This is a genomic window from Paraburkholderia sp. BR10937 (assembly GCF_040965695.1).
Classification (GTDB): domain Bacteria; phylum Pseudomonadota; class Gammaproteobacteria; order Burkholderiales; family Burkholderiaceae; genus Paraburkholderia.
In genome coordinates this window covers 157,517-169,294 of the sequence record NZ_JBFRCL010000015.1, presented here as the reverse complement: position 1 = coordinate 169,294, position 11,778 = coordinate 157,517, and the positions used below count along the sequence as shown (strand labels likewise).

Below are 11,778 nucleotides of genomic sequence, written 5' to 3'. Positions count from 1 at the left end.
TCAGTAGCAGGGAGAGGACCTGCATCGTCTTTCCGAGACCCATATCGTCGGCAAGACACGCTCCGAGCCCGAGCTGGCTGAGCAGGTAGAGCCAGCGCACACCGGCCTGCTGGTACGGTCGAAGCTGAGCTTTCAGATCGGGACCCGGATCGACCTGCGCCAGGCCTTCCGGCTGGCGCAACTGCTGCAGCATCTGTGAAAGCCAGTCGCCAGCCACGACCTGCGACCAGTCGCGCTCGCCGAACGCGTCATCTTCATCACCGGAGACGCCCGCCAGAAGACGCAGCGCATCGTTCAGCGGCAGTCCCGCCTGCGCGGCCTTTTCCAGACCTTCAAAGCGCTGAAGCAGGCGGCCCAGCCTCTTCGTGTCCACCTCGATCCAGCGCCCGCGAATCCACTGAAGGCCGTCGGCCCCCTTGAGCAGACTCCGGATCTCGGCCGGACTCAACGCTTCGCCATCGAGCGACACCTCCATCCTGAAGTCGAGCAGTGCTTCCCTGCCCAGGCGTGACGGAGGCCGCGTCCCGACGCTCGCCCTGACCGCGGGCCGCGCGGGGCGTCCCGCGGCCCAGCTCGCCGGTAGTCGAACCATGATGCCGGCCGATTCCAGGGCCGGCAAATCGGAGAGCAGGCGAAACGCGTCGGCCGGCATCCAGCGCAACGGATGGTAGATTTCGCGCGATTCAACCATCGCGCGCAACCAGTCGCAGCGTTCAGCGGCACGCTGGACCGGCATCAGGAGGGAGAGAAGCTGCGCCTTGTTGCGCGCACCGGAGAACTCTTCGAGCGCCCGCGAAAGGGGTTGATGCTGCGTCTTGCCATGGGCCGACAGGCGCGCAGCGTATGTAGCCAGGAACGCGAAAGGTGCTTCGGGATCCTTGCGGTTTTCGGCAAGGTTGAAGTGAACCCGGCCCACCAGATTCCATGCAGGATGACGCGACCTGAGGAATGCCTGAAGTGACTCTCCCGATTCAGCGAGCTCGTCGCGCAGGGCGCCATCGATTTCGCTCCACAGTGCCGCCAGAACATCCGGCGTGAGATATTCAGCGCCCGTCATGGGTGGCGCGTCGTCGATCAGTGTGCCGAGCTCCGTTGGGTCTGGCTCTGCGACCGCGATTTCCCCACTTTCCGTTGTAGTGCACAGGGCCGTGACATAGCGGGCTCCCAGTTCTCGCCACCACGCCCAGGCGGGCGGCAATGCCCGCCCGATGGTAGAGCTTCCCAGATAGAGCAGCCCGTGACCGGCGCCGCGCGCGAAAACCACGCCCAGCGCTACGTCATCGGGCAGCACAGGCGCCTCGACGTCCGGCGCGGCAAGCAGGTGGCCAGCAGGTGTGATTCTTGGCGAAAGGCGATCGGTATCGGTCAAGGACATGACAGTTGATGGGGAAGGCCCGGTTTCAAATGCAGACGGAAACGATCACGTATCGGCTGCGCCGTGGGAAAAATGACCGGTCCTGGTCCTAGGACGGATTGTTTCGCAGCACGTCACATGACATCGCCGGGCAACGCATCCGTTCACGGCGCGCAACGCCAGGCCCGTCCGGGTGCGGGCGCGCTCAGCGTTACGACGCGGGCACGGTCCGTCACCGGCTACCGGGGGCGATGTCGTGCATGTTGATCGTGCTCAATGCTTCGGCCAGCGCGGCCCCATCTGTCGGGAACGGCTCGTCCCTGACGGTGGACGTCCCGGACGCGTCGATGATTTCCAGTATCCAGCCGTCGCGACCCTCATCGCCGGCGCGATAGATGTGCGCATCGACAGACGTACCGCCACGCGTGATGCGCGTAGCCAGCGGGGACAATGCCAGCGGGTGAAACGCGTCGTCCGTCAGCCGACCGAGCGAATCCACGAGGAACACATCTTTGGACACGCTCCCGTCCTGGGCGTCCCGATTCGTCGGTTTGGTCTGCGTCGCCGTTCTGGCTTTCGGCGATGAACCTGCCGGGATCGTGCCAGGCTGCTCGCCCTGCCCTATCAATCTGCGACGTTCCTCACACCCGTGGCGATGGATATTGAGTACCGATGCTGCGAGCTGGAGGACAAACGACCGGCGTTGCCCGACCGTGTAGTCCCGTCGCGCCAACTCCTCGTATCCGGAGGCGGTGCCGAACAGCAGGATGATATTGAACCACCAGGGGTGCCGTTCGATCAGCGGCTCCCAGGCCTCCCGGTCGATGTCGATGCCCTTGCAATATCCCTCGCACCATTCGTCGAGGACAGGAACCTCTTCGCCCTCGTATACGGTCATGTGCAGCGGGAGTTCGAACAGGTCGGGGCATTGATTCAGGGTGTCGTTGATGTCGTTCCAGTATTGAAAGATCAGTCCGGTGACCTTGCGAGCCCGGCCTGCCGACAGGAATCTGGGTTGACGGGTTGCGTGCCTGGCATCCCAGATCCAGGGAAGGATCGCGGCCGGCATGATCGCGTTCGGTCCGGAGATGACGGCAGTCAGAAACCCATGCAACATGACCGCACCCATCGCAGCGTTGCAGACGGCATTGCCCGAAAGAAAGCGTTCGAGGAATTCCAGCTCTTCGTCAGTCAACGGATTGTTGAGTTCGGGATCAGGATGATCGAATTTCATGACTTGTCCGTGCGGTATGCGGCAACCGCGATGCAGTTCTTCCGCGTCGCCGTTGCCGTCGACGTTCAGCGCTACGCCGCGCTCGTGAGGCATTTCGGCCAGTGTCGCAGTCCCGGCATTTTATCCGAGGCGCGATGCATAGACCGGACCCCGGGCGACACGCGATGAACGCTTTGGCTGCCCTGTCGGCGGTTTGTTTGCCAGGGGCCTGTCACGATGGCATGCGCGCGTGCCTTAGTCCGAACCGCACGTGCTGGCTGGAACGCATCCACGCCGGCATCGCGGATGCCCGCGGTGCGGCGGCGCATTGTCATCACGCCACCGGTCAGCCAACCTGGGCTGTTGGGGCGACGTCGTCGCAGCAGTGTCGGCCCTCGCCCGGTTCGCAGCGGTCGCGGGGCAGCCCCATTGCTTACCGACAGTCGTACGGCGAACTTTTGGTCTCGGCCACTTTCGGTCAGTCGGCGAGGCAGTGAGAATTGGCGACAATTTTCGTTCGACGTATCCTTAGGGATCGACGTTTCGACACTCTTGGCCAACGATCCCGACAAGAATTCCGATGCAAGCTCTTTTAAGCCGATAAACAAGTTGCGCGCGTGTGATACCAAGACTGCGCGCCGCCGCCGAAAGATTCCCCGACGCCTGGCGGACCGCGCTCTTGACGTCGAGCGCGGTGTGATCCTCGCGGGCGACGACGCGCCGATCGACGTGGGGCATCTCTTCATCAGCGGGGAAACGTGGAGGAACTGGCGTACGCGCGCGGGCGACTCGCCGGCAAGGTTGCGATCGGCGTGTTGCCGTTGTTGCCGCCGCGCCTCGTCGCGCGCGCCATTCAACGGTTGCGCGAGCGGTATCCCGAGGCGCGCGTCACGGTCGAAGAAGGATCCCATGCGCATTTGCTGCGCGAACGGCGCAGCGGCGGGCTCGACATCATCGTCGGCGGGCTGCGCGAGCCCCGCCTCGCAGGATCGGTGCAGGAATCGGAACTGTTTGCCAATCCCTATGTGGTGGCCGTGCGCAAGAGGCTGGCCATGCTGATGGAAGCGATTGCCTCCCCCTACTCTCGCGCGCGCAGATACGCGACGCCTATCCGGGGCGCGAGCTGGTCGCACTGGATCTGGCGTTGCCGGGAGCAACCCGCGCGGTCGGCTACACGGTGCGCACCGACTGGCTCGGCACGACCGTCCAGCAGGCGTTCGTCGAAGTGCTGCGTGCGGAGAGCGCGTTCGAATCCGGCGAGACCTGATCCGCGCGCCGCGCCGCATTCCCCGCCTTCCCGCCTCGCGCTCATTCACCGATCCACGAGCCGCGCAAGTCGCTGTCGTGCATGAGCTGCAGCAGCGTTTGCGCCGGGCGGGAGAGCCGCTTTCCCGCGAGCACGATGAATTCGACATTGGGCAGCGCCGGCAGGCTCGCGACGTTCACGGGCGGCGCCAGTCCGCGCGCGGCAAGGTATTGGGGCCGCACGGTGACGCCGAGTCCGGCGCGCGCCGCCGCCACGCAGCCCGAATGGCTGCTGCTCGTGCACACCAGTTGCCAGCGGAAATCGGTCTGCGCAAGCGCGTCGAGCACCACGGCCCGCGTCACGCTCGGTTCGGCGACGAGGATGAGCGGCAGCGGCTGCGCGAGATCCATCGTCGTACCGGCGCGCGCGAGCCATTCGAGCCGTCCGGTGAAGAGCACAGTGCCGCGTCTGTCGCCCAGCCGCCGCTTGCCCACCATCAGGTCGATGGCGCCGGAATCGAGCAGCTCGTAAAGCCGGCCCGTCATGCCGATGGTGATCTCCAGCTCGACGTCGGGATGCGCATTGCGAAACGCCGTCAGCACGGCGGGCAGCGGGCCGAGCGCAACGTCGTCGGAACAGCCGAGCCGCACCCGCCCGCGCAGGCGTGGCGCGCGGAACTGCGATTCGGCACGGTTGATCGCCTGCAGGATGCTGCCGGCATGCGCCAGCATCGCCTCGCCATCGGACGTGATGGCGAGCGAATGCGTGTCGCGGATAAACAGGCGGCGCCCGATCGCCTCTTCGAGCCGGCGCACGTGATCGCTCACGCTCGACTGCGTAAGGCCGAGCTGGCGCGCCGCTTCGGTGAAACTGTGGCAGCGTGCGACCGCTTCGAAGGTCCTGAGCCAGATGGGATTGAGCATGGCGGATGGTTATCGGCAATGCCGATGACAGTCAAAGTCTCTACTGGGGTTCCCGATGAGCGAGGGTAACAATATCATGACGCCATTGATGACAATTGCGCCGCAAAGCCGTACCCGCCCCCAACGCGGCGCGCCGAGAAGTTCCAGATGAACAAAAATTCGAGCCACACGGCGCTGCTATGGATCGTCGCCGCGGGCTTTTTCATGCAGACGCTCGACACGACGATCGTCAACACCGCGCTTCCCTCCATTGCGCGCAGCCTTGGCGTGAGACCGCTCGTGATGCAGCCGGTCATCGTCGCGTACACGCTGACCATGGCCATGCTCACGCCCGCTTCGGGCTGGCTCGCCGACCGCTTCGGCACTCGCCGCGTCTATTTCGTCGCGATTCTGATCTTCGTGCTCGGCTCGCTGTGCTGCGCGAGCGCGCACACGCTCGCGCAACTCGTGGTCGCGCGCGTGCTGCAGGGTATCGGTGGATCGATGCTGATGCCGATCGGCCGGCTCGCGGTGCTGCGTGCGGTGAGCGGCGAGCAGTACGTCTCGGCGCTCGCGCTCATTTCGGTGGCGGGCCAGGTGGGGCCGATCGTCGGCCCGACGCTCGGCGGCTGGTTCGTGCAGGCGATCTCGTGGCACTGGATCTTCCTGATCAACGTGCCGATCGGCCTTGCCGGCGTGTTCGCGGTGCACCGCTATCTGCCGAACGCGTCGAGCACTGCGGCGCCTCCGTTCGATCTCGCCGGCTGCGCGCTCGTGTCGCTGTGCATGATTGCGCTCTCGCTGGCCTTCGACACGCCGGTCCAGACGCATCGCGCCGTGTGGTCCGCCGGGCTCTTCGCGCTCGGCATCGCGGCCGCCTGCGCTTACGTGGCCTATGCGCGCGGCCACCGCGAACCGCTATTCAAGCTGCGCTTGTTCGGCGAGCCGAATTTCAGCGTCGGCCTGATCGGCAATCTCGTCTGCCGCGTCGGCTCGAGCGCCGTGCCGTTCCTCGTGCCGCTGCTCATGCAACTCGAGCTCGGCTACTCGCCGCTGCGCTCGGGCCTCATGATGCTGCCCGCCGCGCTCGCGGGGACGGTCGCCAAACGCTGGATTGCGCCGCTGATCCGCCGTTACGGCTACGAGACGTTCCTGCTGGTCAACACGCTGATCGTGGGCGCATCGATCGTTGCGTTCGCACTGATCTCGCGCGGCACGCCTGTCGCCGTGGAGCTTGCCGTGCTGGCCGTCTTCGGCGCGGCCAACTCGATGCAGTTCGCCGCGATGAACAGCGTCACGCTCAAGGACCTCTCGCACGAAGACGCCGGCAGCGGCAACAGCCTCTTTTCGATGGTGCAAATGCTCGCGATGGGACTCGGCGTCACCATTGGCGGCGCGCTCGTGAGCCTTGGCGAGGCGCAGTGGGGATCGGTTGCGCCCGGCTTTCGCATGAGCTTCGCGGGCGTGGGCGCGATCACGCTGATCTCCGCCCTGGTCTTCCGCCGCATCGACACGCAGACGCGCCTCGCCGCTGCGCCTTCTGCGATGGCGTCGACGGCCGCTCGCCGCTAAGCGCGCGATCAGTGCGCAAGAATCCCCATCGCGCGTTTCTTCAGATCCAGAAAGTGTGATTCGAACGCGACTTCCGGCGTACGCGGCCGGTCAAGTTCGATGGGTACGTCGAGTGCCACCCGCCCCGGCCGCGCCGAAAGCACGACGAGGCGCGTACCGAGAAAGATTGCTTCGTCGATGTCATGGGTGATGAAGACCACCGTGCAATGGAGCTGCTCCCACAGCGCGGTCAAGAACGTCTGCATGGAACTGCGCGTCTGCGCATCGAGTGCGCCGAAGGGCTCGTCCATCAGCAGCACCTTCGGCTTCATCACGAGCGCCCGCGCGATCGCCACGCGCTGCTGCATGCCGCCCGATAGCTCATAGGGTTTGTGCCGCGCGAAAGACTCCAGACCGATGATGCGCAGAATGTCCGCCGACTCCTTGTGCCGTTGCGCCTTGGGCACCCCATGCAGCGACGGCCCGAACTCGATGTTTTCTTCCACGCTGAGCCACGGAAACAAGCCGGCCTGCTGGAACACGACGACACGGTCGGCCCCTGGCTGATCCTTGATCTCGCCATCGACATAGATGTTGCCCTTGGTGGGCGAAGTCAGACCGGCGAGCAGATGCAGCAAGGTCGTCTTTCCGCAGCCCGAGGCGCCGAGCACGGTGATGAATTCGCCGCCCCGGAACTGCAGATTGATGTTTTCCAGTGCCGAGGTGGCGCCGAAGGTCTTGTACAGAGAATCGATGACGATGTTCAAGTTCGTCTCCTGCTCGACAGTCAGACAGTCAATGGATCAATGCGCCAGATGCTTCGAGTATTGCGGCGCGACGTTGTTGTCGAAACTCGCCGGCACACTCGGAATGCGGCCAATCGAGTTGAGCACCTTGGCCGTGTTCACCAGAGTCAGGTACGTGGCGGAGGTTTTGACGCCCGCGTCGAGGCCCATGACTTTCGGCGTGGTCTGGTCGGCGCCGGAAAACAGCTCGTAACCGGCGAGTTCGCTCGTTGCCACCGGCACCGTCACGCCCGTGGCTTTCGCCATCTCGCCGAGCGCCTTGTCGCGATCCTTCATCGTCACCTGATAGCCCTGGTCGAGCGCCGCCACGAAACCGCGGACCAGATCCGGATGCGCCTTCGCCCAGTCGGCGTTGGCGATACAGACGTTGTAGCTCGAGGCTTCGCGCGGCAAGTCACCGTCCGTCTTGATCGTCTTGCCGCCAGACGTACGCAGCGCGCTGAATACCGGATCCCAGACGATCGCCGCGTCGATCGCACCGGTCACCCATGAGGTGCGCATCTGCGGCGGCGCCATGTTGATTTGCGTGACGGACGCATACGGCACATGCGCAGCCGCCAGGAAGGTCGCCAGCTCGAACGAGGCCTGCGAGCCGGCCACGATCGCGATCTTCTTGCCTTGCAGCCCCGCGACGTCGTGGATGCCGCTATCCGGCTTGACCACGATGCCGGCCGCATTCGTATAGCGCTCCTGGTTGTACACGATCGTCATCGGCAAGCCCTGTGCAATCGCCGTGACGAGCGGCGGCACGCCCAGCCCGCACATGAACGTGAGGCTGTTCGATGCCAATGCGCTCATCGCCGCCGGGCCCGAGCTGAAGAGCTTGTACTGGACATCGGCGTTCATCTGTTTTTCGAACAGATGCTCGGCCATCGACACCATGTACGGATCGGCGCCGTTGTCCTCGTAGCCGATGATCACCTCGGGCTTACTCTGCGAATACACCGCGCCAGGAACCAGACAACTGCTCGCCAGCACAGCCGCGCTCATGCCATAGACCCATTGCATCTTTTTCATTTTTCGTCTCCTCCAGTCACCCGATCAGTTGTGTCCGCGCCACGGTACGACGATATTTTCGATTTTTCGAATCGCCAGCTCCATCGCATATCCGATCAATCCGATGATCACGATGCCGACGATCACGATGGCAACCTGCAAGGCCTGTCCGGCGAATTGCACGAGCCAGCCCAGGCCGCTGCTCGCCGCGATCAGTTCCGCGGCAACCAGACAGGTCCACGCCACGCCGATACCCACGCGCATCGCGGTGAAGATCTCCGGCATGGCCGAGGGCAGCACGACCTTGCGGAAGATTTGCGCGTTGGTCGCGCCGAGCGTGCGGGCAACCTCGATGCGCAGCGGCGGCGTGCTTTTCACGCCCGACATCGTGCCGATGATGATCACGGGAATGGTGCCGACCAGAATCAGAATGGCTTTGGGCAATTCGCCGATGCCGAACCACACCACCAGCAGCGGAATATAGGCAAGCGGCGGAACCGGCCGCACGAACTGCAGCAGCGGATCGATGATGTCGAACACGATCTTGTTGCGTGACATCAGCAGCCCGATCGGTACGCCAATCGCAATCGCGCCCACAAAACCAATAACGATGCGAAAGCAACTAATCAGGATGTCGCTGACGAGTGACTGGCCGCCGTATCCGTTGTGGACGATTTCGACAAAGGCCTGCCACACCGCCACCGGCGAGGGCAGCGCGAACGGTGGGAAGACGCGCGCCATCGATACGGCCTGCCAGAGCACGACGCACATCACGAGCACGGCGGTGGTCAACCACCAGGCATTCATTTTCCCGCGGCCGCGGCGGATCTTGATGACCGGCTCGATCGACGAATCCGCGTGATGCTTCATCATCTTTAGTCTGGGTAGGGCTCTCACCGCCGTCTCCTCAAGTTGAAAAACAATGCGCACGCCAGCGCGAAGTTTCGCGTTCGGTTCGGGTTCCGTCTGAGTTCAAGTATAGTCAGCGGCTACCAGGGCGAATTTCGGCTTCTTTTATTTCGCACTCGCGAACTCGCCCGTTTAGTCAAGCATTCTCAATCAATAAAGCGGCGGGTAGTACCAGGCAGGAAGTTCCGATGGGGCCAGTGGCGGATGACTGCTGTCTGCCGCTTTCCCGATGCGCCGCAAGCACCGTCCAGCCGATTTCTTCCGATTATTCGAACTCCCGGCGCTCGCCGGCGCAAGGCCCGCCAGCCGGTCGCGCTGCGCCGCAGCAAGGGCCTCGCGAGCGCGTGCACGTCGAGTTTCTTTCGGCAAGCGCCGGGCTGACCGTCTCGTCGCGAACCGTCGCTCCGAAATTTACCTAATCGACTCGGACGCCCAGTGTTGAATATCGTGTGTTGATTGACTGGCCGATTTTGCTGCAATACGGTTGCTCAAACGTCCTCTCGCCACTGTCATCAATCACAGGAGCAAGCATGCCGACCCGTACCCCGTCCGCCCTTTGGGCACAGCAATTCCGACGGTCACCGGAGTCGAAGGCAAGTCTGCAGCACCAGATCCGCGAGATGCTGGTGGCCTCCATCCTCGACGGGCAACTGCCGCCGGACTCCGCCTTGCCGTCGAGCCGCGAGCTGGCCGAGCAGCTCGGCGTGGCGCGCAACACCGTGGTGCTCGCCTACCAGATGCTCGTGGAGGAAGGCTATCTGGTCTCGCGCGAGCGCAGCGGCCACTTCGTCAACCCCGAGATGCTGGAGGGCCTGCACGGCGTAACGGTCCAACAGCGGGTCCGGCAGCGGGTCCAGCAGCGCGTGCAACAACGGGTGCAGCAGCCCGACGTCGTCGAGCCCCATGACGCCCGCATGCCTGCCCCGCCCGCGTGGAAATCGCGCATCGTGCGCCCGCCCTCCGCCCAGCGCAACATCGTCAAGCCCGCCAATTGGCAGAACTACGCATATCCGTTCATCTACGGGCAGTTCGATCAATCGCTCTTTCCGACCAACGACTGGCGCGAATGCTGCCTGAAAGCGCTCTCGATTATGGAGATCCGCAACTGGGCGCCCGACCTGATCGAGCGCGATGACGAGTCGCTGATCCAGCAGATCCGCACGCGTGTGCTGCCGCGGCGCGGCGTGTTCGCCATGCCCGAGGAGATCATCATCACGAATGGCTGCCAGCAGGCGCTCTATCTCGTCGCCGACCTGCTCTGCGGCAAGAACACGACGGTCGGCTTCGAGAATCCGGGATATCCCGATGCCCGCAATATTTTCGTGAATCGCAACGCGCAGCTGCTCGAATTGCCGATCGACGGCGAAGGAATCGACCCGGTGCGCCTGCGCGACTCGCTCGCCCGCTGCGATTACGTGTTCGTCACGCCGAGCCATCAGTGCCCCACCACGGCCACCATGCCCATTGCGCGCCGCCAGGCGCTGCTCGAACTCGCCCAGCAGCACGACTTCGTGATCATCGAAGACGACTACGAGAGCGAAAACACGTTTTCCGGCACACCGCATCCCGCCTTGAAGAGCCTCGATACGGCCGATCGCGTGATCTATGTGGGTAGCCTTTCGAAGACGTTCGCCCCCGGCCTGCGTCTCGGCTATGTGGTCGGCCCGCCGGAGCTCGTGCGCGAGTTGCGCTCGCTGCGCCGGCTGATGGTCCGGCACCCGGTGGCCTATATCCAGCGCGCATTCGCGACGTTCCTCGCGCTCGGACACCACGACGCGCTCCTGCGCCGGCTCGCGCATGCCTACAAGGAGCGCGCCCGCGCGTTGATGGCGGCGCTCGACTCCCATCTGCCCGAGGTGCGTTACGTGCCGATCGGCGGCGGCGCGTCGTGCTGGGTCCAGGGACCGGCGTGGCTGGACTCCGCGCGCCTTGCCGACGACGCGCGCGAGGCCGGCATCCTGATCGAGCCCGGCGGCGTGTTCTTCGCCGACGAGGCCGAACACAGCCCATGGTTCCGCATGGGATTCTCCGCCATCAAGCTCGAGAAAATCGAACCCGGCGTGCGCGCGCTTGCCGAGGTCGTGCGCAAGCAGCGGCCCGCCTGAGTCTTCGCGTAACTGCGCGGGCGCTGGCCCAGGCGAAAGCTCTGCACTGGTGCTACCGCCGTCGGCAGGCAAACCCTAACGTGTCGATATACCGTGCCGCGCGCGAGTCCTCGCGCACCGGACGGCACCGGCTTTTCCACTGGAGACACGTATGGCAGACACGCTCAGCGCCCAACCCGCCGTCACGGCCGACACGCTCGCCGCCTTTTCCGATGCCTTCAACCGTCATGACGCCGACGCGCTGATGGGGTTCATGACCGAAGACTGCGTGTTCGACGCGGCCGGCGGTCCCGAAGTGTATGGCACCCGCTTCGTCGGGCGCGAGGCGGTGCGCGCTGCTTTCGAGGCGGTCTTTCGCACGTTCCCCGACGCCCGCTGGGGCAACGGCCGCCACTACGTCGCGGACGAACGCGGTGTATCCGAATGGGTGTTCAGCGGCACGCATGCCGAAGGCTGGCGCATCGAGGCCGAAGGCTGCGATCTCTTCGAATTCCGCGACGGCCTGATCGCCGTGAAGCGCGCGTTCCGCAAGGAGCGCCCGAAGCAGCCCGCCTGACCCGCGTGCAGCGGCGCAGCGGTCGCCAGTGTTTTGAAACGAATCGTTCCATTCCATTTCAGATTCACCCATCAAGGACGGAATCCCTTGACCCACATTGGGCGCCGAATAGCATTCGAAACACGGCATTCCGTCAAACG

At 64.4% G+C, this 11,778-nt stretch carries 10 protein-coding genes and 2 pseudogenes; 5 read left to right on the top strand and 7 right to left on the bottom strand.

The window, feature by feature from the left end; genetic code table 11:
• The 3 genes and pseudogenes from AB4Y44_RS15145 to AB4Y44_RS15135 all read right to left on the bottom strand — a co-directional run.
• Positions 1-1,375 (bottom strand): SNF2 helicase-associated domain-containing protein (locus AB4Y44_RS15145; RefSeq protein WP_368700073.1); only part of this gene is annotated, 1,375 nt, incomplete at its 3' end.
• Between the two features lie 211 nt (positions 1,376-1,586).
• A complete protein-coding gene (locus tag AB4Y44_RS15140; protein WP_368700072.1) occupies positions 1,587-2,588 on the bottom strand; it encodes a UPF0149 family protein in 1,002 nt (333 codons plus the stop codon).
• Positions 2,589-3,095: 507 nt separating this feature from the next.
• A pseudogene (locus tag AB4Y44_RS15135) lies at positions 3,096-3,251 on the bottom strand (helix-turn-helix domain-containing protein); the annotation flags it as partial.
• A gap of 74 nt (positions 3,252-3,325) precedes the next feature.
• On the opposite strand from AB4Y44_RS15135, the pseudogene AB4Y44_RS15130 reads away from it, so the two are divergent.
• Both AB4Y44_RS15130 and AB4Y44_RS15125 read left to right on the top strand, forming a co-directional pair.
• Positions 3,326-3,556: pseudogene (locus AB4Y44_RS15130) on the top strand (LysR substrate-binding domain-containing protein); the annotation flags it as partial.
• Positions 3,557-3,711: 155 nt separating this feature from the next.
• Positions 3,712-3,834: a hypothetical protein gene (locus AB4Y44_RS15125; RefSeq protein ID WP_342922471.1), complete on the top strand. Its 123-nt coding sequence runs from the start codon at positions 3,712-3,714 to the stop codon at positions 3,832-3,834.
• Positions 3,835-3,875: 41 nt separating this feature from the next.
• On the opposite strand, the gene AB4Y44_RS15120 is transcribed toward AB4Y44_RS15125, so the two are convergent.
• The gene (locus tag AB4Y44_RS15120) at positions 3,876-4,736 is read right to left on the bottom strand and encodes a LysR family transcriptional regulator (RefSeq protein WP_368700071.1); all 861 of its coding nucleotides are present in this window, start codon (positions 4,734-4,736) and stop codon (positions 3,876-3,878) included.
• A gap of 84 nt (positions 4,737-4,820) precedes the next feature.
• Here AB4Y44_RS15120 and mdtD point away from each other — a divergent pair, with 84 nt between their 5' ends.
• Positions 4,821-6,287 carry a multidrug transporter subunit MdtD gene (gene mdtD, locus AB4Y44_RS15115; RefSeq protein WP_368700079.1) on the top strand — a complete coding sequence of 489 codons (1,467 nt, stop codon included), beginning with the start codon at positions 4,821-4,823 and terminating at the stop codon, positions 6,285-6,287.
• An 8-nt stretch (positions 6,288-6,295) separates the two neighbouring features.
• On the opposite strand, the gene AB4Y44_RS15110 is transcribed toward mdtD, so the two are convergent.
• From AB4Y44_RS15110 to AB4Y44_RS15100, 3 genes are read right to left on the bottom strand one after another with little or no spacing between them, the layout of a single operon-like run.
• Positions 6,296-7,033, bottom strand: coding sequence for an ABC transporter ATP-binding protein (locus AB4Y44_RS15110; protein WP_342922343.1), 738 nt, complete (start codon positions 7,031-7,033; stop codon positions 6,296-6,298).
• 36 nt (positions 7,034-7,069) lie between these two features.
• A complete protein-coding gene (locus tag AB4Y44_RS15105) occupies positions 7,070-8,089 on the bottom strand; it encodes an ABC transporter substrate-binding protein (protein WP_368700070.1) in 1,020 nt (339 codons plus the stop codon).
• A gap of 24 nt (positions 8,090-8,113) precedes the next feature.
• A complete protein-coding gene (locus tag AB4Y44_RS15100; protein ID WP_368700069.1) occupies positions 8,114-8,941 on the bottom strand; it encodes an ABC transporter permease in 828 nt (275 codons plus the stop codon).
• A 566-nt stretch (positions 8,942-9,507) separates the two neighbouring features.
• Here AB4Y44_RS15100 and AB4Y44_RS15095 point away from each other — a divergent pair.
• Both AB4Y44_RS15095 and AB4Y44_RS15090 read left to right on the top strand, forming a co-directional pair.
• Positions 9,508-11,082 carry a PLP-dependent aminotransferase family protein gene (locus tag AB4Y44_RS15095; RefSeq protein WP_368700068.1) on the top strand — a complete coding sequence of 525 codons (1,575 nt, stop codon included), beginning with the start codon at positions 9,508-9,510 and terminating at the stop codon, positions 11,080-11,082.
• Between the two features lie 151 nt (positions 11,083-11,233).
• Positions 11,234-11,638, top strand: coding sequence for a nuclear transport factor 2 family protein (locus AB4Y44_RS15090; protein ID WP_342922347.1), 405 nt, complete (start codon positions 11,234-11,236; stop codon positions 11,636-11,638).
• Positions 11,639-11,778 lie beyond the last annotated feature (140 nt).